29 protein-coding genes are annotated in these 26,805 nt (G+C 58.2%); 11 read left to right on the forward strand and 18 right to left on the reverse strand.

What is annotated here, in order from left to right; all coding sequences use genetic code 11:
- Positions 1–18: 18 nt before the first annotated feature.
- The 9 genes from CFT65_RS07380 to CFT65_RS07420 all read right to left on the reverse strand — a co-directional run bounded on the left by CFT65_RS07380 (position 19) and on the right by CFT65_RS07420 (position 7,850).
- Positions 19–963 (reverse strand): biotin-dependent carboxyltransferase family protein, encoded by a 945-nt coding sequence (locus tag CFT65_RS07380; RefSeq protein WP_088827386.1) that lies wholly within the window; start codon positions 961–963, stop codon positions 19–21.
- A complete protein-coding gene (gene pxpB, locus CFT65_RS07385) occupies positions 953–1,645 on the reverse strand; it encodes a 5-oxoprolinase subunit PxpB (protein ID WP_088827387.1) in 693 nt (230 codons plus the stop codon). The genes CFT65_RS07380 and pxpB overlap by 11 nt, the downstream gene beginning before the upstream one ends.
- Positions 1,642–2,376, reverse strand: a complete 735-nt coding sequence (locus CFT65_RS07390; protein ID WP_088827389.1) for a 5-oxoprolinase subunit PxpA — start codon at positions 2,374–2,376, stop codon at positions 1,642–1,644. The genes pxpB and CFT65_RS07390 overlap by 4 nt, the downstream gene beginning before the upstream one ends.
- Positions 2,377–2,407: 31 nt before the next feature.
- A complete protein-coding gene (locus CFT65_RS07395) occupies positions 2,408–3,715 on the reverse strand; it encodes a TRAP transporter large permease (protein WP_088827391.1) in 1,308 nt (435 codons plus the stop codon).
- A complete protein-coding gene (locus CFT65_RS07400) occupies positions 3,715–4,233 on the reverse strand; it encodes a TRAP transporter small permease (RefSeq protein WP_088827392.1) in 519 nt (172 codons plus the stop codon). The genes CFT65_RS07395 and CFT65_RS07400 overlap by 1 nt, the downstream gene beginning before the upstream one ends.
- 59 nt (positions 4,234–4,292) lie before the next feature.
- A complete protein-coding gene (locus CFT65_RS07405) occupies positions 4,293–5,258 on the reverse strand; it encodes a TRAP transporter substrate-binding protein (protein ID WP_088827394.1) in 966 nt (321 codons plus the stop codon).
- Between the two features lie 50 nt (positions 5,259–5,308).
- On the reverse strand, positions 5,309–6,124 hold the full coding sequence (locus CFT65_RS07410) for a putative hydro-lyase (RefSeq protein ID WP_088827395.1): 816 nt from the start codon (positions 6,122–6,124) through the stop codon (positions 5,309–5,311).
- 68 nt (positions 6,125–6,192) lie between these two features.
- Complete coding sequence (locus tag CFT65_RS07415; protein WP_088827398.1) at positions 6,193–7,125, reverse strand: LysR family transcriptional regulator; 933 nt, start codon at positions 7,123–7,125, stop codon at positions 6,193–6,195.
- Positions 7,126–7,148: 23 nt separating this feature from the next.
- On the reverse strand, positions 7,149–7,850 hold the full coding sequence (locus CFT65_RS07420) for a lytic transglycosylase domain-containing protein (RefSeq protein ID WP_088827400.1): 702 nt from the start codon (positions 7,848–7,850) through the stop codon (positions 7,149–7,151).
- A 179-nt stretch (positions 7,851–8,029) separates the two neighbouring features.
- Between CFT65_RS07420 and CFT65_RS07425 the strand changes: the two genes are divergently transcribed.
- Both CFT65_RS07425 and CFT65_RS07430 read left to right on the forward strand, forming a co-directional pair.
- A complete protein-coding gene (locus tag CFT65_RS07425) occupies positions 8,030–8,554 on the forward strand; it encodes a shikimate kinase (protein ID WP_088827402.1) in 525 nt (174 codons plus the stop codon).
- 78 nt (positions 8,555–8,632) lie between these two features.
- On the forward strand, positions 8,633–9,112 hold the full coding sequence (locus CFT65_RS07430) for a hypothetical protein (RefSeq protein ID WP_088827404.1): 480 nt from the start codon (positions 8,633–8,635) through the stop codon (positions 9,110–9,112).
- Between the two features lie 35 nt (positions 9,113–9,147).
- Here the strand turns inward: CFT65_RS07430 and CFT65_RS07435 are convergent, their stop codons facing one another.
- Complete coding sequence (locus CFT65_RS07435) at positions 9,148–10,497, reverse strand: dicarboxylate/amino acid:cation symporter (RefSeq protein ID WP_088827406.1); 1,350 nt, start codon at positions 10,495–10,497, stop codon at positions 9,148–9,150.
- A gap of 77 nt (positions 10,498–10,574) precedes the next feature.
- Positions 10,575–11,273 (reverse strand): pseudouridine synthase, encoded by a 699-nt coding sequence (locus CFT65_RS07440; protein ID WP_088827408.1) that lies wholly within the window; start codon positions 11,271–11,273, stop codon positions 10,575–10,577.
- 55 nt (positions 11,274–11,328) lie between these two features.
- Here CFT65_RS07440 and CFT65_RS07445 point away from each other — a divergent pair, with 55 nt between their 5' ends.
- The 5 genes from CFT65_RS07445 to rarD all read left to right on the forward strand — a co-directional run bounded on the left by CFT65_RS07445 (position 11,329) and on the right by rarD (position 16,461).
- Positions 11,329–11,568, forward strand: a complete 240-nt coding sequence (locus CFT65_RS07445; protein WP_088827409.1) for a TIGR02647 family protein — start codon at positions 11,329–11,331, stop codon at positions 11,566–11,568.
- 59 nt (positions 11,569–11,627) lie between these two features.
- Positions 11,628–12,362, forward strand: coding sequence for a TVP38/TMEM64 family protein (locus tag CFT65_RS07450; protein ID WP_088827411.1), 735 nt, complete (start codon positions 11,628–11,630; stop codon positions 12,360–12,362).
- Positions 12,359–14,557: a hypothetical protein gene (locus CFT65_RS07455; protein ID WP_088827413.1), complete on the forward strand. Its 2,199-nt coding sequence runs from the start codon at positions 12,359–12,361 to the stop codon at positions 14,555–14,557. The genes CFT65_RS07450 and CFT65_RS07455 overlap by 4 nt, the downstream gene beginning before the upstream one ends.
- A gap of 100 nt (positions 14,558–14,657) precedes the next feature.
- Entirely contained in the window at positions 14,658–15,548 is an 891-nt protein-coding gene (locus CFT65_RS07460) for a DMT family transporter (RefSeq protein WP_088827415.1), read from the forward strand.
- A 22-nt stretch (positions 15,549–15,570) separates the two neighbouring features.
- Positions 15,571–16,461, forward strand: coding sequence for an EamA family transporter RarD (gene rarD, locus CFT65_RS07465; protein ID WP_088827417.1), 891 nt, complete (start codon positions 15,571–15,573; stop codon positions 16,459–16,461).
- Positions 16,462–16,472: 11 nt separating this feature from the next.
- On the opposite strand, the gene CFT65_RS07470 is transcribed toward rarD, so the two are convergent.
- Positions 16,473–17,363: a haloalkane dehalogenase gene (locus CFT65_RS07470; RefSeq protein WP_088827419.1), complete on the reverse strand. Its 891-nt coding sequence runs from the start codon at positions 17,361–17,363 to the stop codon at positions 16,473–16,475.
- Positions 17,364–17,442: 79 nt separating this feature from the next.
- On the opposite strand from CFT65_RS07470, the gene CFT65_RS07475 reads away from it, so the two are divergent.
- Positions 17,443–18,354: a diacylglycerol/lipid kinase family protein gene (locus tag CFT65_RS07475; RefSeq protein WP_088827421.1), complete on the forward strand. Its 912-nt coding sequence runs from the start codon at positions 17,443–17,445 to the stop codon at positions 18,352–18,354.
- A gap of 201 nt (positions 18,355–18,555) precedes the next feature.
- Positions 18,556–19,338, forward strand: coding sequence for a substrate-binding periplasmic protein (locus tag CFT65_RS07480; protein WP_088827423.1), 783 nt, complete (start codon positions 18,556–18,558; stop codon positions 19,336–19,338).
- A gap of 24 nt (positions 19,339–19,362) precedes the next feature.
- Here CFT65_RS07480 and CFT65_RS07485 read toward each other — a convergent pair whose 3' ends face one another.
- Both CFT65_RS07485 and CFT65_RS19015 read right to left on the reverse strand, forming a co-directional pair.
- Positions 19,363–19,875 (reverse strand): DUF2244 domain-containing protein, encoded by a 513-nt coding sequence (locus tag CFT65_RS07485; protein ID WP_088827425.1) that lies wholly within the window; start codon positions 19,873–19,875, stop codon positions 19,363–19,365.
- Between the two features lie 154 nt (positions 19,876–20,029).
- On the reverse strand, positions 20,030–20,200 hold the full coding sequence (locus tag CFT65_RS19015) for a hypothetical protein (RefSeq protein ID WP_172408434.1): 171 nt from the start codon (positions 20,198–20,200) through the stop codon (positions 20,030–20,032).
- A 139-nt stretch (positions 20,201–20,339) separates the two neighbouring features.
- Here CFT65_RS19015 and CFT65_RS07495 point away from each other — a divergent pair, with 139 nt between their 5' ends.
- Entirely contained in the window at positions 20,340–21,011 is a 672-nt protein-coding gene (locus tag CFT65_RS07495; protein WP_088827427.1) for an NAD(P)H-binding protein, read from the forward strand.
- Positions 21,012–21,016: 5 nt separating this feature from the next.
- On the opposite strand, the gene CFT65_RS07500 is transcribed toward CFT65_RS07495, so the two are convergent.
- From CFT65_RS07500 to CFT65_RS07510, 3 genes are all read right to left on the reverse strand, one after another.
- Positions 21,017–21,637 (reverse strand): LysE family translocator, encoded by a 621-nt coding sequence (locus tag CFT65_RS07500; protein ID WP_088827429.1) that lies wholly within the window; start codon positions 21,635–21,637, stop codon positions 21,017–21,019.
- 90 nt (positions 21,638–21,727) lie between these two features.
- Entirely contained in the window at positions 21,728–23,398 is a 1,671-nt protein-coding gene (locus CFT65_RS07505; protein ID WP_088827431.1) for a GMC family oxidoreductase, read from the reverse strand.
- A 28-nt stretch (positions 23,399–23,426) separates the two neighbouring features.
- On the reverse strand, positions 23,427–24,938 hold the full coding sequence (locus CFT65_RS07510) for a CoA-acylating methylmalonate-semialdehyde dehydrogenase (protein WP_088827433.1): 1,512 nt from the start codon (positions 24,936–24,938) through the stop codon (positions 23,427–23,429).
- Positions 24,939–25,124: 186 nt separating this feature from the next.
- On the opposite strand from CFT65_RS07510, the gene CFT65_RS07515 reads away from it, so the two are divergent.
- Positions 25,125–26,030: a LysR family transcriptional regulator gene (locus tag CFT65_RS07515; protein ID WP_088827435.1), complete on the forward strand. Its 906-nt coding sequence runs from the start codon at positions 25,125–25,127 to the stop codon at positions 26,028–26,030.
- Here the strand turns inward: CFT65_RS07515 and CFT65_RS07520 are convergent.
- Entirely contained in the window at positions 26,017–26,802 is a 786-nt protein-coding gene (locus tag CFT65_RS07520) for a ZIP family metal transporter (RefSeq protein ID WP_088827437.1), read from the reverse strand. The two genes, CFT65_RS07515 and CFT65_RS07520, sit on opposite strands and share 14 nt — an antisense overlap.
- Between the last annotated feature and the right edge of the window lie 3 nt (positions 26,803–26,805).

Raw genomic sequence — 26,805 nt, forward strand, 5'->3', positions numbered from 1 at the left:
GTTCCAACGCGCCCGGCGTCAGTCAGTCCTGATGTCGGGCGCGCCTGTTTTCAGCCGTTGGTTAAACAGCATTCGGCGGCCTTCGGCCTCTGCAACGTCCGAGAGGAAGAAGCTGACCGATGATCCCGGTCCCCTCTGGGCCAGAAGACCTGCATCAAGGGCGCTCAGACAGCCGATTTTCGGGTAGCCGCCGATGGTTTGCCGGTCTTTCATCAGGACAATTGGCTGGCCGTCTTTCGGAACCTGAATGGCACCGTAGGCGATCCCCTCCGAGACAATCCCGTCCAGACCTGAATGGATGGCATCGCCTTTCAGGCGATACCCCATTCGATCGATATTCTGGCTGATTTCATAGTCGCAGGAGAAAAACTTCATCCGCTGAACGGCCGGGAAGCTTTCATACTGATAGCCGGGAATTACCCCCAGACGCAGGTGCTGTTGATAATCGGGGATTTCCGGTTCGGGAAGAAACGCCTCAAGAAATGAGGCGTTTCTCTCGAACTCCAGCTTATCGCCTTTGGCCAGTTTCGCTCCCTTGCCATCGAGGCCCCCCAAGCCCTCGCGTGCCACGGTAGCGCAACTGCCCAGCTTCATGGCTGGCTTGAATCCGCCACTGACAGCCAGGTAGGCCCGCAAACCGCTCACCGGCGCGTTGAACTCCAGACGGTCACCCTTGCTGATGTGATGGGTGCGCCATGGTTCAATGGTCTTATCGTTGATTTGGGCGCCGAGATCGCCACCGGTAATGGCTATGCAGGCATCATGGTGCGCCTTGAGGCTGAACCTGCCAAAGGTGATTTCGATCTGGGGGGCATTGAGGTCATTGCCCAACAGGCGGTTCGCCCAGAAAAATGCAAACTCGTCCATGGGGCCACCGGTTGTCACGCCCATGTGCTGGTAGCCATGTCTGCCGGAATCCTGGATAAGGGCCAGCATTCCCGGGTCGAGAACTTCAAAGCTCATCGAGGTTGCCTCCCAGCTCAAGAAATTCGTCCCGACAGATGGCGCGGAAACGCACCTGGTCACCCACCTGTACTAGCGCCAAGGAGTCGCTGTCCCAATCGACCATCTTTTGCGGCGTGCGGCCAATAATCTGCCAGCCACCGGGCGTGCAGCTTGGGTATATCGCGGTTTGAGTGCCTGCTATGCCGACGGAGCCGGTAGGTACTTTCAGTCTCGGGGTCGATTTCCGGGGAATGGCAATCCGTTCGTCGGTGCTTCCCAGATAGGCGAAGCCGGGCGCGAAGCCGATAGCGTAGACCTGATAAAGCTTTTCACTGTGGATGCGGACAACATCGTCTCGAGACAGCCCTGCATGCTCGCAGACATCCTCCAGATCCAGACCCACTTCAGGACCATAGTAGACGGGCAGCTCGACAATGCGGGTGGAGTCGTCCCCGTTGGAGCTATCGTCACCAGAGTCTATCGCTGAGCGCAACCGGCGTGTGATGGCAAAACGGTCAGCCTGCTCCAGATCCCAGGTCACCAGGATTGACGTGTAAGACGGCACCAGGTCGATGATGAGGTCTGGCATGTCACGGCGCAGCCGATCGGTGGCCCGCTTGACCAGGCCGGCAGACTCCGCGCCTATCTGGTCGCCAAAATACACCATGCAGGTGTTTTCGTTGACCGACTCGATCCTCATATAGCTTCCACAACCTGTCGCATGTGCCGCGCCGCATCGACGGCATGGTAGCTGTCGCCGTGAATGCAGATGGTATCGGCTTTGATCGGAATGCGTTTGCCCGAAATGGAGGTGACAGTGCCGTCCCGGATAATCTGGGTGACCTGTTCTTCAATGGCTTCGGTGGTTTCGTGGACGGCACCGCGTACCGACCGTTTCACCAGTTTACCCTCGTCGCTGTAGGCGCGATCGGAAAAGGCCTCGAACCAGACCTCGATACCGTACTCATCTGCACGGTCCTTGACCTGTTGCCATTCGGGGGTTGCCATAACCACCAGCGGGCATTGCGGCGCATAGGAGCGCACTGCAGACATAACGACGGATAGCGTGGTGTTTTCCACCATCATCCGGTTATAGAGAGCCCCGTGGGGCTTCACGTAGGAAATGGATGTGCCGTGCACCTGGCAGATCCCGTTCAGCGCGGCCATCTGATAGACCAGGATGGCCTTGAGCTCGTCCGGCCGGCAGTCCATGTCGCGGCGGCCGAAACCGAGCAGGTCCGGGTAGCCGGGGTGGGCGCCAATGGTGACGTTCTGGGCCAGTGCCAGTTTGACGGTGTGGTCCATGGTCAGGGGGTCGGATGCATGAAAACCGCAGGCAATACTGGCCATATCTATGTAAGGCATGACTTCGGAGTCCATGCCTTTGGTCCAGGTGCCGAAGCTCTCACCCATATCGCAGTTCAGTTTCATTGTGTACCTCCGAAAAACGTTGTTGCCTGCGTCATCCCCGGCTCATGGTCTGCGGCAGGTAAGTGACAATCTCCGGGAACCAGCCGATCAGGAAAAGTGCTGCCATGATCAGAAGGAAGAACGGGAGTGCCGCCCGGGCCACATAGAGTATGTCCTTGCCTGTCAGAGCCTGGATGACGAACAGGTTGAAGCCTACCGGGGGCGTAATCTGTGCCATCTCTACCACCAGTACAATAAAGATCCCGAACCACAGCAAGTCGATGCCAGCCTGTTGAACCATCGGCATGACAACCGCAACGGTCAGAACCACGACTGAAATCCCGTCGAGGAAGCAGCCCAGGAGCACGAACAGTACGGTCAGGCCAATCAGAAGTTCGAACGGCGACAGGGACATGCTGCCGATCCAGGCGGCCAGCTCCCTTGGAATGCCGAGGAAGCCCATGGCCAGTGTCAGGAAGTGGGCACCCACCAGGATAAGACCGATCATGCATGAGCTTTTCACCGCGCCCAGAAGGCTGTCCTTGAAACTCTGGATGCTTAGTGAACCGGTTGCGGCCGCAATTATAAGGGCGCCGAACACTCCCAGAGCAGCGGCCTCGGTTGGTGTTGCGAAACCGGTATAGATAGATCCCAGCACAAAAATAATAAGGCCAACGATCGGGAGCAGCATCTTCAGCGCCTTGATCTTGACCGAGAACGCCAGGTTTTCCTTCTTGGTGGTCGGGAGCTGATCCTTGTTGAGCTTGGCCCAGATCATGGTGTAACCCATAAACATGGCGACCAGCATCAGCCCGGGCAGGGCCCCGGCGATAAACAGGCGGCCGATGGAAACCTCTGCCGCCACGCCATATACAATCAGAATAATGGAGGGAGGAATCAACAGCCCAAGCGTGCCGGAGCCGGCCAGGGTACCCACCGCCATCTTGTCGCTGTAACCCTGGGCTTTCAGTTCGGGCAGAGTCATTCGGCCTATCGTTGCGGCCGTGGCTGCAGATGAGCCGGAAACAGCCGCGAAAATCCCGCAGCTCAGAATGTTCACATGGAGGAGCTTGCCGGGCAGTCCGCCCATCCAGGGCGCCAGCCCCTTGAAAAGATCCTCGGAAAGTCGGGTACGAAACAGAACCTCGCCCATCCAGATGAACATGGGCAGGGCTGTCAGGGACCAACTGGTGCTGGCGCCCCAGCTCGACGTGGCGAACAACAGGCCAATCTGATCGTTGCCTGAGAGCAGCAGGCCCAGGACGCCGATGCCAACCAGCGTCAGAGACACCCACACGCCCACCGCGAGCATCAGGATCATCGACACTGCCAGTACAATGGAGAGAAACGCGATATCCATTACACGTCCTCCAGGTTCAGCTCGTCTTCATGCTGCTGATAAGAGGGTGTGCGCTTGCGGATCATCCCGACCAGGTCGTCGAGGATGGCAATGTTGAGTGCTGTCATCCCGAGTGCAACCGGAACCTGGGGTATCCAGATGGGAACGGGAATATAGCCGTGTGACACCTCTTCAAAGATGTAGGACTCCCACACCATGTGCCAGCAGTAGAATGTCATGTAGCAGGCGAGTCCGAACCCGAAAATCAGTACTACCAGTTCCTGAACGAAGCGGGGCCGCCCCGACCACTTCTGGATCACCAGGGTGACCCGGATGTGTCCGCCGTTATGAAAGGTGTAGGCAAGACCAAAGAAGGTGGAGGCTGCAAGCGCCCAGCCGGACACGTCTTCCGCTGAGGGAATGATAAAGCCGAACAGGCGGCCGACGATCTGCGCCAGGATGACGACCATGATCAGGGCGATGCAGAAACCAGCGGCGTAGCCGGACGCCAGATAAAACTTTTCTCGAAGAGAATTCATAACGGATGCCTCGCGGAATAGCCTCCCGACAACCTGGGAGGCTTCCGTTGAGTAAACTTTTAGCGGTAGTTGGACAGGATGGCGCCGACTTCTTCCGGTGCTTCCTGTTCCCACTCTTTCACCATGATGTCGCCGATCTTCTGGAGTTCGGCCATCAGTTCATCAGACGGTTCGGAGACCGTGATGCCATTTTCCGCCAGAGTGGCGGTGTCTTCTGCGGCGGTCTTGCGAACGCCTTCCCAGCCTTTGGCCTCGGCAGCGGCGGCCGCATCCAGAATCACCTGACGCTGTTCATCGCTCAGGCGACGGAAAGCACGCTTGTTGACGACCACAACGTTCTTGGGAATCCAGGCCTTGATATCGGTGTAGTGGGAAAGGTAATCCCAGGCCTGCCCGTTGGCGCCGGTTGACGGCGAGGTGATCATGGCGTCGATAATGCCGGTGCTGAACGCCTGCGGGATTTCGGGCACCTGAACGGTTGTCGGGGTGGTGTTCATCAGGTCAGCGAGGCGCGAAGTAGAAGGGCTGTAAGCCCGCATCTTCAAGCCTTCCAGGTCTTCCAGGGTGTTAACCGGGGCTTTGGTGTACAGACTCTGGGCGGGCCAGGGCACGGTGTACAGCAGGGTCATGCCTTCCTTATCGAGTTGCTTTTCGATCTGCGGCTTGGCGGCTTCCCAGAGCCTTTTGGCATCTTCGAAGCTGGTTGCCAGGAACGGAATGTTGTCGTGTTTGAATACCGGATGGGTGTTACCCATGATGCCGATGAAGATTTCACCCAGCTGCACCTGGCCGGTTCTTACCGCCCGGGGAATTTCCGGGTGCTTGACCAGGGAGGCACCGGAATGAACGGTGATGGTGAGGTCACCGTCGGTGCCGTTTTTGATGTCCTCGGCAAAACCGTAGGCGATCTGGGTAGGCAGGTTGGCGTCGCCGTAGGGCGTTGGCATGTGCCATTGATCGGCCTGAACGGATGAGGTCAGCAGCGCCCCGGTAACCAGGGTGGCTGTGGCGAGTTTTTTGAACATAACGAATCTCCCGTGTTTCTGTTTTTTATCGTTTCATTTGAACGGCGGCTTCAGAGTACCGCCAGTTCTTCATTCAGCCGCTCGGTAAGCAGCATTTTTCCCGGTACATGGGTTATTGCGAAAGGCAGGCGCGCGTTCTCGAGGGCCAGTTGCGGGGTAACTCCGCAGGCCCAGAACAGCGGAAGCTCGCCCGGCCTGATCGTTACCGGATCTCCAAAGTCAGGCTGGTTGACGTCTTGGATGCCAATGAGCTCCGGATCGCCGATGTGAACCGGTGCTCCGTGGGCCTTAGGCAGGCGGGTCGTAATCTGTATCGCGCGGATTGCATCCGCACCGTTGAACGGGCGCATGGAGACCACCATGTTGCCACTGAACGGGCCGGCGGGCCGGGTAGCGATATTCGAGCGGAACATCGAAACGTTCCTTCCCTCGTCCACGTTCCGCACTGAGAGGCCGGCCCTGATCAGGGCATCTTCAAACGAAAATGAACAACCCAGGACAAAGGTCACCAGGTCGTCCTGCCAGAGGCTTTTGAGGTCAGTCGATGTCTCCGCCCGCTCGCCATTTCGGAATATCTGGTATTCAGGTACATCGGTCCGGATATCCAGATCATGCCCCAGGTCGGGAAGGGCCGGATCGCCGGGTTGAGACATGCCGATCAGGGGGCAGGCAACCGGGTTATTCTGACAGTATAGGAGAAAATCTCCGGCCCATTCGGACGGCAGGATGACCACGTTCCCCTGCAGAAGGCTGTTGGCCAGGCCGCTGGTGGGCGCTGTGTGGGCGCCCGAACGAATGCGGGCGCGTAATTCTGAGGCCTGATCAAGCAGGTTGTTCTTGAAATCGGAATACGCACCGGTGTGCATAACGGTAACCCCTGATTGAAATTGTCTTTTACATCTAAATTTCAGGGTATACCGGCTGGTGAAAAAGTCTAATTATCGTTTTTTGGGTCTTGCGATAACTTTTCGTGATGTGTTGTCCGGTCGTACTCGTCGGACACCATCACCCCTAGGTTTGCTGCAAGCTCTGCAATTGGATTAAACGGTACACGGGAATAGGAAGCGGTGAAGGCGAGTTCGGAGGGTGTCCATGAGGTATTGAGCTGGACCAGGCGGCCACTTTCCAGTTCGTGCTTGATCACGCTTAGCGGAAGTGTGGAGATACCAATGCCATCCAGGGTCAATTGTCGACAGGCCGACAGTGAACTCGAAGAATAGAATCGCGCGGGCAGTTCATCCAGCTCACTGAATTTCTGGCTGATTTCAGCAAAGGGTTTGGTGTTTCGGGCGTAGGTAATGATAGGCCATTCGGCCAGATCCTTGAGAGCCAGGAGCCGGTCCGGAAGATTGAGCTCGGGACTGGATACCCAGATCAGCGGGAAGCTGCACAGTGCCCGGTTTTCGATTTTCGGCTCAGATACGGGCCCCATCAGGAAGGCCAGATCGAGGCTACGGTCCAGCAAACCGGATCGGAGGTTGCCGGAGACATCCACCGTAATTTCCACATCCAGGTTGGGGGCCGTTTCGTGCAGTTCCCGGAAAAAACGCGGCAGCCAGGAGTGCACGATGGTTTCGGAAACCCCGAGCCTGAGAATGCCTGACAGCGAGGCGCCTCGGTCTGCGCGCTTGCGCAGCTGCTGGGCCATCAAGACAATCTTTTCGGCATAGGGCAGGAGTTCCTGGCCCTTGCTCGTAAGCTTGCTGTGGCCGGAGTCTCGTTCAAACAGCCTGACGCCAAGCTCCTCTTCAAGAGCGGCGATACGGTTGGAAATCGCCGGCTGGGTCGTGTGCTGGTGCTCGGCAGCCTTGCGAAAGCTGCCAAGCGTCGCAACCCAGATAAAGGTCTCCAGACGCTTGAAGTTCATGGATTCTCGGACCTCAGAAGGGCTTACAGCGCGGCGTAGCGCTCGTGAAGGATGCCAACCCTCTCGACATAGGCTTTTGTTTCGGCGTAGGGCGGTACACCCTGGTATCGACTGACGGCGCCGGGCCCCGCATTGTAGGCGGCGGTGGCCAGCTGGATGTCGCCGTTGAACCGGTCGAGCATTTTGGCCAGATAATGGACGCCGCCACGGATATTCTCCGCCGCCGCCAACGCGTTCCGTACACCCAACTCTTCAGCCGTGCCCGGCATCAGTTGCATCAGCCCCTGGGCTCCCACCGGGGAGAGGGCTTTTTCATTGAACGCCGATTCGGCGTGAATCACAGCGCGGACCAGCGCGGGATCAACCCCGAACTCCTGTGCCGCGGTCTGGATTTCTGAATTGAAGGGTTTGGTGAACAGCGGCGTTTTGCGCCAGTCGACGCTGGACTCGGGGTCGCAGGCGTAGCAGTGGAAACGGATAACGTCGAACTCGGCAGCAGCCGGCTGCACACTGCTATAGGCAACCACGCCGTTGTCATCGGTATAGCGGTAAACGGTGTCGTTGGCGCTGGAGGCTATGGGCTGGCTGTTACTCTTCACGTTGGTGAATTCGACGGTGCCATCCGGGTGCACGATACGCTTGATGCCGTCCGCCAGGGCGGATGCGGACAGGGCAAGCACAAGAGCTGCGATGGATGGGATCAGAACTAATCTGCCGATGGTCATTACTCACTCGCGAAAGATGCCGTCAGTGGCCGGCTTCAGGTATTGTCTACAAACCGCCTTTGCTCCGATTATACGGGCTTGCGGGGCGGAATAAAGCGCGTGCTCTGTCGTAAAAATGTTACGTTCTGCTTTTAATGGCGGCCAGTTCTCATTCTCCACTGAGGTCACAGAGAAGCATCATGGTTACCCCGACCAATACAGGCAACCTCGTTCTCATCGGTATGCCCGGCAGCGGCAAGAGCACCGTGGGTGTTCTGCTGGCCAAGCGCCTGGGTCTCGGGTTTGTTGATACCGATTTGCTCATTCAGGAAGAAGCCGGTCGCACTCTCCAGGCAATTGTAGACCAGGACGGCTACGAAGCCCTGCGCCGGATTGAAGAGCAAGTGCTTCTCAAGCTGGATGTCCGGCACAAAGTTATCAGCACGGGAGGTAGCGCGGTCTACAGTGTCGGCGCTATGGAACACCTTAAGAGCAATGGCACCGTGGTGTTCCTTGATATCCCGCTCGACCTGGTCATCGACCGAATCGGTGATCACAGCATGCGGGGCATTTCCCGGAGGCCGGATCAATCGCTGGAAGCTTTGTTCGAAGAGCGGTTTGAATTGTATTCCCGGTATGCGGATCTGACGGTCAAGGGCGCAGGTCTGAATCAGGATCAGGTCTGCGAGGCGGTTGTCGATAGCCTCATTTCGAAGCAACAGTGAGTCCCAGTATTAGGTTTAGTTAAGGTGCATCCGGCCAGGCCTCGCTGCTAAAGTCCGGGGATGTGTTGGGAGGACTGAATGATGAAGAACTGGACTTACGCACTTGCGATCGTTTTTGTTGGAATGTTTTCAGGGACTGCTCTGGCTGAAACATCACCAGACGATTCTTCTGTGAAGTCGCTTAAGCAGGAAACCCGTGAGTTGGGTGAGGCGCTTCAGGAGTATGGTTCTGATCAGAAAGAGCAGGCCGAGGATTCGATCAACAAAACATTGTCTGCTCTGGACAAACGTATTCAGGAGCTTGAGCAACAACTCTCCGAAAACTGGGACGATATGAGCGACACCGCTCGTGAGCGGGCCCAGAAGAGTCTGGAGTCTTTGCGGGAACAGCGGGCTCGTGTTCAAAACTGGTACCAGGAGCTTAAAGAAAGTTCCGCGTCAGCATGGGAGCGTGCCCGCAAAGGATTTTCGGAGGCCTATGAAGCGCTCTCGGAGCAATGGAGTGACACAGAGAAAGAGCTGGATGAGAAATCAGAAAGGCGCTCTGACAGTATCTGAGCAGACGCTGCGAGTCTGATCTCACTTCGGTTTGATTACGAGGTTTCACTGGGCACCGGCTCGGATAGCAGCCTCTTCCCGGACCAGTTCTCCATCAGACGGCAGGTGACAAGGTCGCCGGTGACGTTGATGGCGGTCCGGCACATATCCAGAATCCGATCCACACCCATGATCAGCGCTATGCCGCTGGGGGGGATTCCCACAGTCTGCAACACCATGGCGAGGATTACGATGCCTACCCCGGGCGTGGCGGGAGAGCCGATTGAGGCACCCACGGCCATGGCTACCACGAGCGCCATACTCCCCATGCTGAGATCAATTCCGTAGACCTGTGCGAGAAAGATGGTGGCAACGGCCTGATAGAGCGCTGTTCCATTCATGTTGATGGTGGCACCCAATGGGATTACGAACTGGGAAACCGATGGCCGGACCCCCAGCTTGTCTTCGGCAGTTCGGATAGACAGGGGCATGACAGCCGCCGAGCTGGATGTGGAGAAGGCGAGCAGCAACACGTCGCGGGTGTCTTTCAGGAAGCGGGCGGGTGATTGGCCCGCGAGCAGTTTCAGGATCAGCATGTATACGCCCAGCAGCACGAGCAGCCCGGCAATGACGGTTGCCACGTAAGAGGCCATGCCAAGCATGGCCCGGAATCCGAGGGTGGTTGTCAGTTGGGCCATGAGGCCGAACACCGCAATCGGTGCAAGGCGCATTGCCCAGCGCACGACCGTCATGCAGATTTGCTGTAGGGAATCGAGCAAGTCGAGCATGGGCCTGGATTTTTCCGGGGCCATGCTCACCAGGGCAATGCCGACAATGATGGAGAAGATCACCACCTGGAGCATCTGGCCTTCAACCATGGCGTCCAGCGGGTTTCCGGGTAACAGTCCGATCAAGGTTTTGGGCAGCTCGTCCACACCCGGCATGGAGGCAACGGGCACGTTGCTCTCCCCGGCCGCAACGGGAGTACCGAGCCCTGCCATCATTCTGCCGGGGTTGATCAGGTCCCCGATCCAGAGACCGATCGATGCTGCCATGGCCGTGGTGATCACGAAAAAGCCGGTCACCCTGAGGCCGAGCTTTCGCAACTGTTCAAGATCTTCGCTGGCGGCGAGTCCGCGAACCACCGAGGCAATCACCAGGGGGATTACGATCATCTGGATGGTTGCCAGGAACAGTTGCCCCGGGAAAGCCAGCCAGTTACCGATCAACGTGCCGGTTTCCGGTTTCACGAGCCCCACCGAGGGTCCCAGGAGCGTGCCTGTAATCAACCCGAGGAACATGCCAATGAGCACCTTCAGCCAGAGCTTGCCCTGCACCAGCCCCGAGAGGTAGCTGCTGAGATGACGAAGTTGCCGTGGGTAAAAATCGCTCGCCTGGTTTGGCATTGCCGTGAATCTTCCCTGTTTCTGTTGAAATTGCCCTACAAGCATAGCCCATGCTCGCACAGGGTTTGTGAGGCAGATCAATCCGGCATCAGGTTGATTTCTCCGGTAGTGAGTGGGCGGTATTCACCGACCGCCAGTGTATCGTCCAACAGGATATTTCCCATCCGTTCCCGGTGCAGGGCAGTTACACGATTGCCGACGGCATGGAACATGCGCTTCAGCTGGTGGTAGCGGCCTTCGTAAATGGTCACCCTGGCTTTGCAGGGACTCAACAGGTCCAGATGAGCGGGTGAGGTGGTCAGTTGCTCGAACTCAAACCAGATGCCCTCCGCGAATCGTTGAGGGGTCTCTGGAGAAATCGGGTAAGCAGTGCTAACCCGGTAGACTTTCGGAATCTTGATGCGGGGCTCAGTGAGCTGGCGGGACCAGTGACCATCATTAGTCAGGATCAGCAGTCCGGTGCTGCTCCGATCGAGCCTGCCAGCAATATGCAAATCCGGGCGCAGGTCCGGGTCAATCAGGTCCAGCACAGTTCGGTGGCTGTCGTCGACGGTGGCACTCAGAAACCCCTGAGGTTTGTTGAGCATGAGGTATAGTCGGTGCTCTCCGGTCTGAATAATTGCGCCGTCCACCCGGACGCTGGAAAAGCGGTCGACTTCGATAGCCGGTTCTCTGCAGATGGCATCATTCACGGCCACGTGTCCTGAAGCTATCAGTAAATTAGCCTGTCGGCGACTGACGCCATTCCGGTTGCTGAGAATTCGGGAAAGCTTCATGGTGTGAATCGGCTATGCTGAATGTTAACCCCCGATAATAATACGAGGAAATGCCATGCCATTCTCTGTTGAACACCTTGCCGAACTCAATCTGCTGGGCCAATTTCCTTCTACCTCGACCCAGGAAGGGCTCAAGGTGCATGCCCATTCGGCGGCCCCGGAAACGGTGAAGGCTGCCGAAAGCCTTCACGCCAAGGGACTGATCAGCCAGAAAGACGGCGGCTATCTCACCCCTCTGGGCGCAGAGGCGGTAGAGCTGACCCAAAAGCTTCAATCGATTCTTAGTAGCCCCTGAATCGCGAAAAGGCTGCCAGCCCTTTGAGGCCTTGTGTCATCCCGCGTTAGGGTAAGGCCATGAGCAACTGGAAAAAATCGCCCGTCCTCTGGATGGGCGGCAGCATTGCCGGCGTCGGGCTGATCGTTGGACTGCTGTATGCCTTTGGGGTCCATCAGCAGGTGGTTGAGCTGCTGCGCTGGTTCGACAGCCAGGGTGCCTGGGCGGCCTTAATGTTCATTGGCATCATGACACTGGCCATGGTGCTCCTGCTGCCTGGAGTCTTGCTGACGACCGGTGCCGGCTTTGTCTTCGGTGTGCTGGAGGGCACGGCTTATGTGGTAGTGGGTACCACTCTGGGCTCGGCCATCGCCTTTCTGATTGCCAGGCATTTCCTGGGTGAGCACGCCCACGTGTATATCCGCAACCGGGCTCGCCTGTCCGTAGTGAGCAATGAAATGGCACCCCATGGCTGGAAAATAGTGCTACTCACCCGTCTGATTCCTTTCTTTCCGGGCAAATTGTCCAATTTTCTGTTCGGTCTCACCAACTTTTCGTTTGGTGGATTTGTGGCTGGGACTTTCCTGGGTGTGATTCCTTTCTCGCTCCATAACGTCTACCTGGGCTCGCTGGCGGCTGATTTGTCCACCCTGGGCGCTCGAGAGACTGGTCGCACGCCACTGGAGTGGGCCATTTACGGTGCCGGGTTCGTAGGCACGGTACTGGCGGCCGTGTTTCTGAACCGCCTGGCCCGTCGGGCACTGGCCCGCTACAAAGTCGAGACCGAACCAACAGAACAGGAGACAAGCCAATGAGTTGGATGAAGTGGCTGCCCTGGCGTTATCTGGTAAAGCGCGTGGCCCATCGTCATGGTTTTCTGGACCCGATCGCGCTTTTGGGCAAACTGCACAGTTTTGCCCAGCCCTCCGAAGTGGGGGAGCCTATCGAGCTGCTCAGGGCCGGCGTGGTTTTCCACGCGCGGGGTTTAATCAACAGCCGGGTTATCCAGCATAACCTCGACTGGGTTTGGCCGTACTGGGTGGAACGGCAGTTTGACCCCGAAGACGTTGCCTTCATTCCCCGGGCGTTCTCCATCACCCACATCAATCTGAGTAACCGTAACTGGACGGCCATTGGCCAGCCGGATGTGGATGAACTGCCGGTTGTGGATCCCCGTGGTTTGCTGACGCCTTTCCATGACGGCTGGTCGCTTGATGCCTGGGTCCTTGCGGACGATGGCCGGTGCCTGTTGCCCTCTCGCAGCAAAACGGCCAGCCAGCGCCAGGAATTTGCGGATGGTCCCTGTGTGGTCACGGAGTCTGAACTGGATGGGCTGACCCTGACCAGCAGGTCGCGGGTCGTGGTCGAGAATGGTCGACCGGTTTGCGAGATGGTTGTGAAGGCGCGGTTAGAGACATCCGGCTCACTGGTGCTCGCCCTGCGTCCGGCCAATCCTGAAGGGGTCAGTTTCATCAACCGGGTTCGGCTGTCGGAGCAGCGCGATGCCTGGACGGTGGACGGAAAGCCGGCGGTGTTTTTCAGCCGGCCGGCTGAGCGCCATCATGTCTCTGACTACCGTCAGGGCGATGTTCGCATTCACCTTCAGGATAAAGAGGACCAGAGTGAAGGCCGGTGCGATGTCGGTATGGTTACCGCCGCTGCCCTGTTTACGGTTCAGGCCGGGGAAGATTCAGAACTTACGGTAAGGGTGCCGCTGTCGGACGATTCTGCGCCCACCGTCCGTTCTGATGCCTGGACCAGCGCCCTGGAAGGTCATGCCCGGCTGGAGTGCCCCGACGAAACCTGGCAGTTTCTGTACGAGGCGGCTCTCCGTTCCCTGGTGCTGCATTCGCCGGAGGACGTATACCCCGGCCCCTACACCTATAAGCGTTTCTGGTTTCGTGATGCCGCCTTCATTATCCATGCCCTGCTATGCGCAGGTCTGACCGATCGGGCCGAACGGGCGCTGTACCAGTTTCCGGCACGGCAACTGAAAAACGGCTACTTCCGCTCCCAGGAAGGCGAATGGGATGCCAACGGTGAAGTGCTATGGATTCTCCGGCGGTTCCATGAACTCACTGGCCGGTCGCTGCATCGCGAGTGGCAGGAGCCAGTGCGAAAGGGCGCTCGTTGGATAGAGAACAAACGCCTGACTGAAAACATCGATGAGCCCCACGCTGGCCTGTTGCCTGCCGGATTCAGTGCCGAGCATTTGGGGCCCAATGACTATTACTACTGGGACGATTTCTGGGGCATTGCAGGTCTGAAGGCCGCCGAGGCATTGTTCGGGCCCATCGACCGTGAGAAGGCTGAACACTTTGGTGCCGGGGCCCAGGAGTTCACCCAGACCGTTGATCGCAGTCTGGCGAGCTGTGAACAACGCCTGAAACGACCGGGGATGCCGGCTTCGCCTTACCGCCGCCTGGATGCCGGTGCCATTGGTTCTCTGGCCATGGGTTACCCCACCCAGTTGTGCGAGCCGGATGATCCGAGATTGCTCGACTGTGCCGAGTTCCTGCTCGAAAGATGCTTTGTCAAAGGGGCTTTTTATCAGGATATGATCCACTCCGGGCTCAACGCCTACCTGACCCTGCATGTGGCGCAGGTGCTCCTGCGGGCCGGTGATCCCCGGTTCCTCGAACTGGTCGATGCGGTTGCCGGGCTGGCGTCACCCACCGGGCAGTGGCCCGAAGCGATCCATCCGGCAACTGCAGGCGGTTGTATGGGCGATGGTCATCATGTCTGGGCGTCTGCAGAGTGGGTGTTGATGGTACGTAACTGCTTTGTCCGGGAGGAGGGCGATCGCCTGATTCTCTGTGCCGGTATTCCCCCGCGCTGGCTGGAACAGGACAAACCAATCCGCTTTGGTCCGGCACCGACCAGTTTCGGAACCCTGTCGATCACCATTACTCCACGGTCGGGTGAGGCTTCCGCAGTAACCTGGGAGGGCAACTGGCACGGCGCAGAACCCGAGATCGAGGTAAGGCTTCCGGAGCCTGGCGCCGGATGAACTGTACTGGTCACGAAACCCGTTTGCTGTATCTGTTTTGTTTGCCTGCTAACTTATAAAGTAAGCTGACTGACAAATACATCGAATCCGGTTGAGTTTCATGCGCTCACTGTTTTACTCGTTTTTCGTGCCCGCGCTGTTCGTCTGGCTGTGGAGTACCGGTTTTATCGGCGCCAAGTACGGCCTGCCGTTTGCGGAGCCGTTTACGCTGCTGCTGATTCGCATGCTGCTGACACTGGTGGTGCTGGGCGGGCTGGCCTGGCTCATGAAAACCCGCTGGCCGGGCTGGCGCGGTGCCGGGCATCTTGCGGTCACCGGAATGCTGGTGCATGGCTGCTACCTGGGCGGTGTCTACTACGCGATCCAGGACGGCATGGCGTCCGGTATTGTTTCCCTGATCGTTGGCTTGCAGCCGCTTGTAACCGCAGCTGCGGCAGTTGCCTTCCTGAAGGAATCCGTCAGTGGCAGGCAGTGGGCCGGGCTCGCTCTCGGCCTCATCGGTGTTGCTCTGGTGCTTCTCGAAAAATTCGGAGTCAACGGTGCAGACTCAATGTTCTCACCCTGGAGTCTGCTCTGGGCCGTTTTTGCACTTGCCGGCATATCCATGGGCACCGTCTACCAGAAACGCTACGGCGCCAGTGCGGATCTGGTTGCTGGCACGCTGATTCAATTTGCGGCAGCGGCCGTCTTGTTTGCCATTGGAGCCTTTGCCCTGGAAACCCGGGAGGTCGAGTGGAGCCTGCAGCTTCAGTTGTCCATGGCATGGCTTGTCATCGGCTTGTCCACGGGCGCTGTCCTGTTGCTAATGTGGCTGATCCGACAGGGTGCAGCTTCCCAGGTTGCCAGCCTGTTCTATCTGGTGCCGCCCGTAACTGCCCTTGAAGCTTACCTGCTGTTCGATGAGCGCCTGGGCGGGCTGGCCATGACCGGTGGTCTCATCGCCATCGTGGGTGTGGCGCTGGTCGTTTCCCAGAAAAAAACAGTTCAATAATCGTTCCCGGGGTGGTTAGCACATGACGGATGTGACCAAAGGTGTCTGGTATGGCCTTAGTGCCTATACCATCTGGGGCTGCTTTCCTCTCTTCTTCGCGCTGTTCCAGGGCGTGCCTGCTTTTGAAATCCTGATTCACCGGATTATCTGGTCCTGTGTTTTTCTGGCTCTGGTTATCAGTGGCTTGAGACGTTGGCCTGCGGTGAGCGCTGCCTTGGCAAATCCGGCCCAACTCTGGCGCGTACTTGCCTGTGCGCTGCTTATTGCCGTCAACTGGGGTATCTACATTTATTCGGTGGAAACCCGCCACGTTTTTCAGGCCAGTCTTGGTTATTTCCTCACGCCGCTGGTGAATGTTGCCCTGGGTATGCTCGTGCTTCGTGAGCGCATGGGGCCCTGGCAGATGGCAGCGGTGGTGCTCGCAGGTATCGGAATCCTGATCCAGCTGGCGCTTCTCGGCGAGCTGCCCTGGATTTCATTGGCCCTTGCCATGAGTTTTGGCACCTATGGCCTCGTTCGCAAGCAGGTCATGCTGGATGGGCTGTCGGGGCTCTTCGTTGAGACCATGTTGCTGCTGCCGGTCGGCCTGCTGACCTTTGGTTGGCTGGCGAATGAGGGCATGTCCCACTTCGGCGAAAGCGCTTATGTCGGGGGCCTGCTGATGGCCAGCGGCATCGTGACGGCCGTTCCCCTGCTTCTGTTTGCAGGCGCTGCCCGGCGCTTGCGGCTGGCGACAGTGGGCTTCCTGATGTACATCAACCCCACTCTGCAGTTTTTCATCGCTCTGCTGGTTTTTGGTGAGCCATTAAGTGATGTTCAGTTGATCAGTTTCGTAGTGATCTGGATCGCACTGGGACTGTATAGCTGGTCTTCCTGGCACTACCGGCCACGAGTGCCGGTCGGCCAGGACTGAGGTTGCTGCCCTCAGGAGAGGGTGGCGAGCAGGTCATTGATGGCCCGGGCGAAGGGCACGGGCGAATCCTCCTGGAGAAAATGGCCGCCTTTTAGGGTGACGTGGGGCTGGTCTTTGGCCCCCGGGATCCGCTTCTGCATATACGCATCCCCACCCCGGGTGATCGGATCACCGTTGCTGAAGGTGGTCAGAAACGGCTTTTCCCAGCGTTCGAGCACTTGCCAGGCGTTCCGGTTGGCTTCACTGGCGGGGTCGTTGGGCTGCATTGGCACCAGGCGGGGAAAGGCGCGGGCGCCGGCTTTGTATTTCTTGCCGGGGAAGGGCGCGTCATAGGCGCGCATTTCATCCGGGCCCAACTTGTGGAAAGAGCCGGTGTTGATAATCCGAGCGATGGGAAACCAGGGGCTGTGCAGGGCAAAATTCTTCCAGATCTTGAACGCAGGCGGCGCTTTCTGATCGCCCGTAGGCAGCATGCCGTTACCGACCACAATGGCCCGGAATCGGTCGGGATTCTCTGCGGCCAGCCGCAGCCCCAACAGGGAGCCCCAATCCTGGCAAACCAGGGTGATGTTGGTCAGGCCCAGTTGATCCAGGAACGACTGCATCCAGTCGATGTGTTGCTGGTAGGAGTAGTCGTCGATAGCCGTGGGTTTGTCGGATTTGCCGAAACCGATCAGGTCCGGTGCGATAACCCGGTGGCCGGCCGCCGCACAGACCGGAATCATATGACGGTAGAGGTAGGACCAGGAAGGTTCACCATGCATCATGAGAACGGGGCTTGTGTCGGCAGGACCCTCATCCACGTAGTGCATTCGCAGACCGCTCACCTCCAGGTAGTGGGGCTCAAACGGGTAGTCGAGCAGTCTTTCAAAGCGGTTTTCCGGGGTTCTGACAAAATCCATCGCGCTTGCCTTGTTGTTCGTTATTGTGAGGAAATGGTTGAAAGAATTGTGCTGGAGCAGGGGGGCGGAGACAAGCGCAATGGCCTATTGGTTGATTTGCAATTCCATGGCTGGTGATGGTGAGCGGGGTCGGGAATTCTGGCTGAACCATCTTGCGTCCGCTGGCATCCACGATCCCCGGTGCCGTGATTTTGAAGAGGCCGAGTGGACCGAGAATCTGGACGTTCGCGACACGGTTATCGTCGCAGGCGGCGATGGCTCGGTAAACCGGGCCGCTGCCATCTGCCGAGACAAAGGCGCCACGCTGGCCATTCTGCCCTCCGGAACGGCCAACGACTTTTCCCGGAATCTCGGGCTTCCTCACCAGCCGCAAGCCCTGTGCGAGATGATTGCCAGGGGCATTACGCAAACGGTTGATGTGGCAGATTATGGTGATGGCATTTTTCTGAATGTCGCCCATGTCGGTATAGGGACCTTACCTGCACGGGAGTCCCGGGGTACTGAGAAGAAAATTCTGGGGCGTTTTAGCTACGTTGTGAAGTTGCTGCGTTGGTTGAACGCAAAGCGAGGTTTCCGAGCAACCATTCGATGTGACCGGGGTATCCTCAAGGGCCGCTGGCTTTCAATTGCTGTCGCCAGTGGGGCTTTTTTCGGTGGCGGCAACGAGATTCCCGAGGCATCAGCCAGCGATGGCCAGCTCAATATTGTTGCGGTGCGGCCGCGCCCGATTCTTCAGCTTCTGTTTACGTTTCTGATGGTTCGCCTGAACAGGCAGGCCCCACGGCGCACCAGCACTCTGGTCCATATGAAGAGCCAAAGCTGTCTGGTACAGACCGAAAAACCGAAAACGGTTACGGCCGATGGTGATGTGGTCTCCCGCACCCCTCTCAGCGTAATCTGTAAGCATAGCAACCTGCGTGTTATCGGTCCGAAGGTCGTCAGTACCGCTGCTACCGGTGACCGCGGACAAGGTATACCCGGCGCTGTCTGAAACAGTAGCGGATTTTCAGATACGTTTTGTCACTGACTTTTCCAGCAGGAAGCGCAATCATGGGCTTTGCTGGCATAATCAACCACCATGGCTGACATTAAACGCCATTGTGTCGCTTTTGCAACCATGTCCCTGGTTTGTGGCCATCGATTGCGTCCGTCTGACTTCCGTTCCAGCTGAATCGTCGAAAAGGACTAGAGAATGCCCACAGAAACTGCATCGGTCTCCTCGAAGTTAATCAAAGGCATTAAAACCGGCTTCATCGCATTGACGCTGTCGGCCATCGGCCAGCAGGCTGTTGCCGCCGAGCGTTTGTATATCTTTACGGAGAACTACCCTCCCTATAATGCGTCTGAAACCGGAAAAGGGTTCGCCCATAACGAAGACGACATAACCGGGATCTGTGCGGATATGGTCAAGGCGATGCTCTCCCGGGTCGACTATGACTATGTGATGAAGATGCGGGACTGGAGTTACGCCTATAACTGGGTTCAGGATCGGGAAAACCATGGCCTTTTCTGTACCGCCCGCACCGATGAGCGGGAAGATCAGTTCCAGTGGGTTGGCCCTCTGGCATCCATCAAGTGGACCCTGTTCGCTGCGCCGGACTCCGACATCACCCTGAATTCACTGGAAGATGCCAAAGACCTGAGAATCGCCGGCTACAAGGGCGATGTAATGTCCGATTATCTGGTCGATCAGGGCTTTAATGTGACCATGGGGATTTCCGGTGATGTGAATACCCGCCGCCTTACCCTGGGCCAGGCGGATCTTTGGGTGACCGATGGTCTGGTAGGCCCCCTGATGGCTGAGGAAGAACATGGAATTACCGGGCTGCAACCGGTACTGGTATTCCGGGAAACGCCCATGTATCTGGCGTTTAGCAACAACACCGATACGGGAGTGATTGATGAGCTCCAGCAGGCTCTGGACGAAGCCCGTGAGGCCGGAGAGATCGACAGAATCGCAGCCAGCTACGAATAAACGATCGGGTAAGTGAGGAAGGCGTCAAAACCAGAGCCCGATCTTCGGATCGGGCTCTTTGCGTTCAATAAGCAGTCCGTTTTTCTCAAGCATGCCAATGAGCTTCTCGGTATCCTCGATATTCAGGAAACCGCCAACCGATACCTCTGTATCCCGATGGGTGAGAGAGAGTTTGGCCGGTGTGAACGGATGCGGAGGTGAATGAACCCGGAGCCGTGCATAACGGGTCGGGAGGGTCCATTCCGCCTGTTTTCGTTTTCTGCCTTTCTCCAGGCGAATGTCGTCGGTGTCGATGGAAAGAACCTCCTGTCGTTGGCACTCGCGGGAGGTAAGGTAGATACCGCAGGCAAGGGCGATAAGTTCCAGCCCGGCAAACGGAATGATCACCCAGGCGCCCATCAGCGTGAAGCCTGTCGCTATGAGGGCTGAGAGGACAAAGAGAGCTGCCCAGATCCTGACATTGCCATGCCAGCTGAGGGAGCGGTTGGGTGTCAGGACCAGCCGGAAACCATCCGGATGTGGCAAGCTTTCCACCATGGAATCTGCCTCAGTTATAACGTGGCGCTAGACTTGATGATAGTCAATTGTACGGTGAGTGCGACTGGATCAGATCTGACAGTTGGCTGGGGGTACGGTCTCGAAAACCGAGCGGGCGGCAGCCAGCTGATTTTGCAGGGAAGTTATACGGGTATCATGGTTCGGGTGGGTGGAAAGAAATTCCATCGGTTGTGCGCTCGAAGCTTCGGCCATGTTCTGCCAGAGCGGCGTCGGGAACCAGGGCCAGCCGGTCCCGACCGGTGGGGGATTCCTGGCAGCCGGTCAGGAAGGTGACAGTCACGAAGGTTAAGGCCAACGTTCTCAAGCAGGACTCCTATACTCTTTGAGTAAGGCATTGATTCTACAAACAGTATCGCTGTTCCGGTAGATTTGCGCCATCCTATCAGCGCTTGTTGTTAGTCTTTGGTAGGATGAATGTAGATGAATCTCGGGGAAAGACGGTTATGAGGGTGATGTTGCTGGGCGCTACCGGTTTGACTGGTGGCAAAGTGCTGCAGAGTTTGCTGGGCAGGGATGAGGTTTCGCAGGTGGTGGCACTGGTACGGCACAAGCTGCCAACTTTGCACGACAAGCTGGACCAGCATGAGGTTGATTTCGACAAGCTGGAAGACCATGCGGCGCTGTTCGATGTCGACGTGATTATCTGCTGTCTGGGTACCACCATCAAAAAGGCCGGCTCACAGAATCAGTTTCGAAAAGTGGATCTTGGGTATCCCCTGAAAGCAGGGGAATTGGGCCGTTCCCACGGAGTGCGGGCGTTTATCCTGATGTCAGCGATTGGTGCCTCCTCCACGTCGACCATTTTCTATAACCGGGTAAAGGGCGAGCTTGAAGATGCCCTGGGAGATCTCGATTACCCGTACCTGTCCATCTATCACCCTAGTCTTTTGCTGGGCGACCGGAAAGAGCAGCGCACCGCCGAAGCCTTGGGCATAAAAGCGATGCCGCTGGTTAACCGCCTGCTGATCGGTCCCCTGGACAAATACCGCGGTATCGAGGCGCAAACGGTCGCCAGTGCCATGGTTAATGAGGCCTGCAGTCTGGCGTCAGAACCCGCCGCCGAGCAGGTGATCCAGACTCGCGAATACGATGAGATTGTCCAGCTGGCGGACTGAGCCGGTTATTTGCCGTTCAGAATGCCGACGACCATACGGCCGGCCAGGCCCACGAGAATGGCGCCAAAAATACGCTCGAACCACACGGCTTTCTGTCTGAGCAGGGTCAGCCATTTCGGGTTGGAGAACAGCCAGGCAACGATCAGGTACCAGCTGGTATCAATGACAAGAGCGGTTGCGGCATAGCCAAACTTGGCCATCAGGCTGGTGTCGGTGCCCACCACCTGGCTGAACAGGGCCAGGAAGAATACCGCGATTTTCGGGTTGAAGAAGGCAATCAGAAAACCGTCACGGGCCGCACTTTTGGTGGTGGGCGGCTCGGGCAGTTCGTCATCCGGCTGCCGTTTTGCCATCAGTCCTTTCACGCCCAGCCAGGCCAGGTACAGGGCGCCGCCCCACTGGAGGATTGAAAACGCCGTTGGCGAGGCGGTGATGATGGCTGCCAGCCCGAGGATGCTCAGGAAGGCGTAGATGCCGACACCGAGGCCATGGCAAAGGGCGGTAATCACGCCGTTGCGTCGACCGCCGGTGAGTGTCTGTTTGAGCACCAGCGCCAATGATGGGCCCGGTGACATGGCGCCCAGAACGCAGATGGTGACAACGGCCAACCAGGTGGCAAGCGTCATGTTGAGTTGGTCCTTTGCAGATGAAACAGGCTGCCGATTTTAGCAGCCTGTCCGCCGGTAAAAACCTGGAAACTGCAATCAGTTCAATGCTCAATCACCAGCGAGAATCCACCGTGCAGCCTTTTCGGCAATCATCAGGGTTGGAGAGTTGGTGTTGCCGCTGGTGATGGTGGGCATAACGCCCGCATCCACCACGCGCAGCCCGGCCACGCCCCGAACCCTCAGGTGCGGATCGACTACGGCCTGTTCATCATCTGCCCGTCCCATCCTGGTGGTGCCCACGGGATGAAAGATCGTGGTACCAATATCCCCGGCAAGCTTGGTGAGTTCGTCGTCGGTCTGGTACTCGAGGCCGGGTTTGAACTCTTCTGGCTGGTATTGCATGAAGGCGGGCTGTTCGGCAATACGCCGGGTCACCCGCAAAGAATCCGCGGCTACTTTCCGGTCTTCCGGCGTACTCAGGTAATTGGGCGAGATGGCCGGTGCTTGCTTGGGATTGTTACTGCGAATGCGCACGGTGCCCCGACTGGTGGGGTTCAGGTTGCAGACGCTGGCGGTGATGGCCGGGAAGTTGTGCAGAGGTTGGCCGAACGCGTCCAGGCTCAGCGGCTGAACGTGGTATTCGATGTTGGCATGTTTGTATTCCTCAGAGCTGCGGGTAAACAGGCAGAGCTGGGACGGCGCCATGCTCATGGGGCCAGAGCGGGTGAGCAGGTACTCCAGGCCAATTCGGGCCTTGCCGATCAGCGAATTGACCATGGTGTTCAGGGTGGTAACCCCTTTCACCTTGTACACGGAGCGGATCTGCAGGTGATCCTGGAGGTTCTCACCAACGCCCGGCAGGTCGGCAACCACATCAATTCCATGTTCTTTCAGAAGGTCGCCGGGACCGATTCCGGAGAGCTGCAGCAGTTGCGGGGAGCCAATGGCGCCGGCGGACAGGATGACTTCCCGCTGCGCCCTCACCGTGACTTTGCCTTCACCGGACCGTTCCACGCGTACACCCGTGCAGCGGGGGCCGGTATCAGAGGTTTCGGTTTCCAGGCCCAGCACATGTGTGGAGTGCCAGAGCGTCAGGTTGGGGCGTTTTTCCGCTCCCCGAAGAAAGGCTTTGGAGGTGTTCCAGCGCCAGCCGGAGCGCTGGTTTACCTCGAAGTAGTCCACGCCCTCGTTATCACCGCGGTTGAAATCCCGGGTCCGGGGTATGCCCGCCTCGACGCAGGCGGTGGCGAAGTCCTCCAGCACTTTCCATTTCAGGCGCTGGTGCTCCACACGCCATTCTCCGCCGTGGCCGTGGTACTTGTGGTGCTCCGGATCGGCATCGCCGCCATCATCAAGGCGGTAGTGATCCTCGTGGCACATGAAATCGGGGAGGCAGTTATCCCAGTTCCAGGCGTCCTCGCCGGTAATCTCGGCCCACTGCTGGTAATCGCGAGCCTGGCCACGAATGTAGAGCATTCCGTTGATGCTGGAGCAGCCCCCCAGTGTCTTGCCGCGGGGGTAAATAAGGGATCGGCCGTTCAGGCCCGGGTCCGGCTCGGTACGGAAACGCCAATCGGTTCTCGGATTGTCGATGCAGTAGAGATAGCCGACCGGAATGTGAATCCAGTGGTAGTTATCCCGTCCACCAGCCTCAATGAGCAGGACCCGGTTGTCCGGATTTGCGCTCAGGCGGTTGGCGAGCAGGCAGCCGGCAGTGCCGGCGCCGATGATGATGTAGTCGAACTCGTGATGTCCCGTCGCATTGTTGTTGTCGGACATGGCGTTTTCTCCGCTGCTGGTTCTGTTGTTACTTGGCGGTCGGCATCACAAATTCCGCACCGGCATCAATGGAATCGGACCAGCGCTGCATGATGGATTTCTGGCGCGTGTAGAATTTTACGCCCTCTTCGCCGTAGGCGTGGGTGTCGCCAAACATCGAGCGCTTCCAGCCACCAAAGCCGTGCCAGGCCATGGGTACGGGAATGGGTACGTTAATCCCGACCATGCCGACCTGAATTCGCCGACCAAATTCCCGGGCCACGCTGCCGCTCTCGGTGAAGCAGCTGACACCGTTGCCGAATTCGTGATCGTTGATCAGGCGGATTGCGGTGGCGACATCCGGTACCCGGACGCAGGCCAGAACCGGGCCGAAGATCTCCTCTTTATAGATCGTCATGTCGGGCGTGACATGATCGAACAGTGAGCCGCCCATCCAGAAACCATCGGCACAGCCGTCGCCGGTGTTCGATGCATCGAACTCCCTGCCATCGACGACCAGCTCGGCACCTTCGGCCACACCCTTGTCAATGTAGCCGGTAATGCGCTGGTGTGCGGCAGCGGTGACAATCGGGCCCATCTCGGCATCCAGTTGTTCGCCGTTCTTCACTTTCAGGCTTCGGGCCCGGTCGGCCAGTCTTGGCACGATCTTGTCCGCAACATCCCCGACAAGCACCGCCACACTGATGGCCATGCAGCGCTCGCCGGCACTGCCGTAGGCGGCACCGATCAGGGCATCGACCGCCTTGTCCAGATCGGCATCCGGCATCACCACCATGTGGTTCTTGGCGCCGCCAAGGGCCTGAATGCGCTTGCCGTGCCTGGCTCCTTTCTCGTAAAGCAGGTTGGCAATCGGCGTGGAGCCGACAAAACTCAGGGCCTGGACATCTGGATGCTCGATCAGGGCGTTCACCGCTTCCTTGTCGCCCTGCATCACATTGAATACGCCATCGGGCAGGCCGGCCTGTTTCAGCAGGTCAGCAATCATCAGGGAGGCACTCGGGTCCAGAGGGCTGGGTTTCAGGACAAAGGTGTTGCCCGCTGCGATCGCCACCGGAAACATCCACATGGGCACCATGGCCGGAAAGTTGAACGGGGTAACGCCGGCGACCACACCCAGAGGCTGGCGGGTGGTCCAGTTGTCGATGCCGGTGCTGACCTGCTCGGTGTAATCGCCTTTCAGAAGCTGGGGAATGCCGCAGGCGAACTCGACGATGTCGATGCCCCGGGCCACTTCGCCTTGTGCGTCAGTGAACACCTTGCCATGCTCGGCGGTGATGGCGCGGGCCAGGCCATCCTTGTGGGTGTTCAACAGCTCCAGAAATTTGAACATGACCCTGGCCCGGCGAATGGGCGGTGTATCGGCCCATGCGGGGAACGCAGCATCGGCGGCAGCAACCGCGGCGTCCACATCCTCGCGGCCGGCCAGGGCCACCCGGCCGGTGACCTGACCGGTGGCCGGATTGAATACCTCCTGAGACTGGCTGGATTTGCCGGGAGATATTTCGCCATTGATATAATGCTGAATGGTTGCGTTGGTCATGGAAGCCTCGGTCTTTTCGCATTTGGCCGTTCAAAATGGCAGCGGTGCACTCTGCCTTGGGGCCTGAAGGAGCATTGTGTAATAACTGACCATACAGATTAGGGGCGGACAGGAGGCAAAGCAATTGAGATTTTCAAAATCACGATATAAGTTATGCTTATATTAAAAACCTGAAACGAGACGCTTATGCACCCTCTTCAGAGCCTTCGGGCGTTCGTCACCGTAGCGAGGGAGGGCAGTGTGTCCCGTGCTGCGACTCGCCTCCATCTGACCCAGCCGGCGGTCAGCCTGAAACTCAAACAGTTGCAGAACGAACTGGACCTTAAATTGTTTCTGCGCAAACCCCAGGGACTGGTTCTGACACCGGATGGTCAGGCCCTTTTGCCTTCGGCCGAGAAAGCACTGGCAGCCGTGGCGGCATTTGAGCAGAGTGCCCGGGCAATGCACAGCACTCTGCGGGGCCGTTTGCGAATCGGCACCATTGTGGATCCGGAATTCATCCGTCTCGGGGCCTTTCTGCACCGGCTGGTTGAACGGGCGCCTCAAATGGAAACTGAGCTACGGCAGGGCATGAGCGGCAGCGTATTGGAGCAGGTACGGGATGGTCGGCTCGACGTTGGCTTTTTTCTGGCTCCGCCCGGCGTTGGACCAGGCTCACTGGCGCCCGACGTGTTTCACCGGGAGCTGACACGGTTTCATTACTATGTGGTTGCCCCGGCCGGTTGGGGGCCAAGGCTTCGATCTGCGCAGTGGTCGGACCTGGCGGCCATGCCGTGGATTGTAACCCCCGAGGACTCCGTTCATCACCGGTTGCTCAAAGGCACTCTGGACCCCATGGGGTTAATGCCCCGTGGCGTGGCCCAGGTCGATCAGGAGGCCTGCATGCTGGACCTGGTTCGGGCCGGTGTGGGTCTGAGCCTCGCGCGGGATGCACTGGCGATGGCTGAGCGCCAGGAAACCGGCTTGGAAATTGTCGATGGGGTCCAGTTGCCTTGCGCGCTCAGTTTCATATGGCACCGCGACCGCCAGGACGAGCCACTGATTGCAGAAGCGCTGGAAGCCCTGGCGGGTGTCTGGGCTAGCCCAGCGTAGCATCCAGGAACATCATCACGGCGAACCCGCCCATCAGGCAGAAGGTGGACATGATTTTCCATTGCCGGTGGTGAGTCTCCGGGATGATTTCGTTGCTGATGATAAACAGCATGGCGCCCGCTGCGAAACCGAGTGTCCAGGGCATCAGGGGCTCGGCCAGCCACACGAGGGTGGCACCGAACAGCCCGCCCAAAGGCTCGGCGAGGCCAGTCATCAGGGCAATGCCGAAGGCTTTGATCCGGGAATAGTCGATGGCAAGCAGTGAAAACGCCACGGCCAGTCCCTCAGGAATGTTCTGAAGGCCGATGCCAGTGGCCAGGACATACCCGTTGTTCACGTCACCGCCTGCAAAACCGACGCCGACCGCCATGCCTTCGGGAAAGTTATGAAGCGTGATGGCAACGATGAAAAGCCAGATGCCGCGAATATAGGACGCGTCGGATCCCTCACGGCCCAGTTCGAAGTGCTGGTGCGGGAGTTTCTGGTGTACAAAGTAGAGCGCGGCGGCACCGGAGAGCAGGCCAAAGATGACAATGAGCGCGGCGGTCCAGGTTTCGCCGGTAATCTGTTCGCCGTACTCGAGGCCAGGCAGCAACAGTGAGAAGAATGACGCAGCCAGCATCACGCCAGCGGCAGAGGCCAGCATTCCGTCCTGCAGCTTATGGGTGAGGGTGCGGACAAGGAACACCCCCATGGCGCCCACACCGCTGGCCAGACCAGCGAGCAGACTGGCGATCGTTCCCAGCCAGACAATACTGATATCAGAGGTCATTCA

The sequence above is a fragment of the Marinobacter sp. es.048 genome (assembly GCF_900188435.1).
Taxonomy (GTDB): Bacteria; Pseudomonadota; Gammaproteobacteria; order Pseudomonadales; family Oleiphilaceae; genus Marinobacter.

Excerpts from the sequence above, each read along its gene's own strand:
- CFT65_RS07485 (WP_088827425.1), bottom strand. The coding sequence starts at position 19,875 with ATGGTGGAAAGCTTGCCACATCCGGATGGTTTCCGGCTGGTCCTGACA.
- CFT65_RS07435 (WP_088827406.1), bottom strand. The coding sequence starts at position 10,497 with ATGCCAAACCAGGCGAGCGATTTTTACCCACGGCAACTTCGTCATCTC.
- rarD (WP_088827417.1), top strand. The coding sequence starts at position 15,571 with ATGACGGATGTGACCAAAGGTGTCTGGTATGGCCTTAGTGCCTATACC.
- CFT65_RS07420 (WP_088827400.1), bottom strand. The coding sequence starts at position 7,850 with ATGACCATCGGCAGATTAGTTCTGATCCCATCCATCGCAGCTCTTGTG.
- CFT65_RS07430 (WP_088827404.1), top strand. The coding sequence starts at position 8,633 with ATGATGAAGAACTGGACTTACGCACTTGCGATCGTTTTTGTTGGAATG.
- pxpB (WP_088827387.1), bottom strand. The coding sequence starts at position 1,645 with ATGAGGATCGAGTCGGTCAACGAAAACACCTGCATGGTGTATTTTGGC.
- CFT65_RS07510 (WP_088827433.1), bottom strand. The coding sequence starts at position 24,938 with ATGACCAACGCAACCATTCAGCATTATATCAATGGCGAAATATCTCCC.
- CFT65_RS07405 (WP_088827394.1), bottom strand. The coding sequence starts at position 5,258 with ATGTTCAAAAAACTCGCCACAGCCACCCTGGTTACCGGGGCGCTGCTG.
- CFT65_RS07520 (WP_088827437.1), bottom strand. The coding sequence starts at position 26,802 with ATGACCTCTGATATCAGTATTGTCTGGCTGGGAACGATCGCCAGTCTG.
- CFT65_RS07390 (WP_088827389.1), bottom strand. The coding sequence starts at position 2,376 with ATGAAACTGAACTGCGATATGGGTGAGAGCTTCGGCACCTGGACCAAA.
- CFT65_RS07470 (WP_088827419.1), bottom strand. The coding sequence starts at position 17,363 with ATGGATTTTGTCAGAACCCCGGAAAACCGCTTTGAAAGACTGCTCGAC.
- CFT65_RS07410 (WP_088827395.1), bottom strand. The coding sequence starts at position 6,124 with ATGCACACCGGTGCGTATTCCGATTTCAAGAACAACCTGCTTGATCAG.
- CFT65_RS07380 (WP_088827386.1), bottom strand. The coding sequence starts at position 963 with ATGAGCTTTGAAGTTCTCGACCCGGGAATGCTGGCCCTTATCCAGGAT.
- CFT65_RS07445 (WP_088827409.1), top strand. The coding sequence starts at position 11,329 with ATGCCATTCTCTGTTGAACACCTTGCCGAACTCAATCTGCTGGGCCAA.
- CFT65_RS07500 (WP_088827429.1), bottom strand. The coding sequence starts at position 21,637 with ATGACGCTTGCCACCTGGTTGGCCGTTGTCACCATCTGCGTTCTGGGC.
- CFT65_RS07425 (WP_088827402.1), top strand. The coding sequence starts at position 8,030 with ATGGTTACCCCGACCAATACAGGCAACCTCGTTCTCATCGGTATGCCC.
- CFT65_RS07450 (WP_088827411.1), top strand. The coding sequence starts at position 11,628 with ATGAGCAACTGGAAAAAATCGCCCGTCCTCTGGATGGGCGGCAGCATT.
- CFT65_RS07505 (WP_088827431.1), bottom strand. The coding sequence starts at position 23,398 with ATGTCCGACAACAACAATGCGACGGGACATCACGAGTTCGACTACATC.
- CFT65_RS07475 (WP_088827421.1), top strand. The coding sequence starts at position 17,443 with ATGGCCTATTGGTTGATTTGCAATTCCATGGCTGGTGATGGTGAGCGG.
- CFT65_RS07440 (WP_088827408.1), bottom strand. The coding sequence starts at position 11,273 with ATGAAGCTTTCCCGAATTCTCAGCAACCGGAATGGCGTCAGTCGCCGA.
- CFT65_RS07415 (WP_088827398.1), bottom strand. The coding sequence starts at position 7,125 with ATGAACTTCAAGCGTCTGGAGACCTTTATCTGGGTTGCGACGCTTGGC.
- CFT65_RS07515 (WP_088827435.1), top strand. The coding sequence starts at position 25,125 with ATGCACCCTCTTCAGAGCCTTCGGGCGTTCGTCACCGTAGCGAGGGAG.
- CFT65_RS07495 (WP_088827427.1), top strand. The coding sequence starts at position 20,340 with ATGAGGGTGATGTTGCTGGGCGCTACCGGTTTGACTGGTGGCAAAGTG.
- CFT65_RS07400 (WP_088827392.1), bottom strand. The coding sequence starts at position 4,233 with ATGAATTCTCTTCGAGAAAAGTTTTATCTGGCGTCCGGCTACGCCGCT.
- CFT65_RS07480 (WP_088827423.1), top strand. The coding sequence starts at position 18,556 with ATGCCCACAGAAACTGCATCGGTCTCCTCGAAGTTAATCAAAGGCATT.
- CFT65_RS07460 (WP_088827415.1), top strand. The coding sequence starts at position 14,658 with ATGCGCTCACTGTTTTACTCGTTTTTCGTGCCCGCGCTGTTCGTCTGG.
- CFT65_RS07395 (WP_088827391.1), bottom strand. The coding sequence starts at position 3,715 with ATGGATATCGCGTTTCTCTCCATTGTACTGGCAGTGTCGATGATCCTG.
- CFT65_RS07455 (WP_088827413.1), top strand. The coding sequence starts at position 12,359 with ATGAGTTGGATGAAGTGGCTGCCCTGGCGTTATCTGGTAAAGCGCGTG.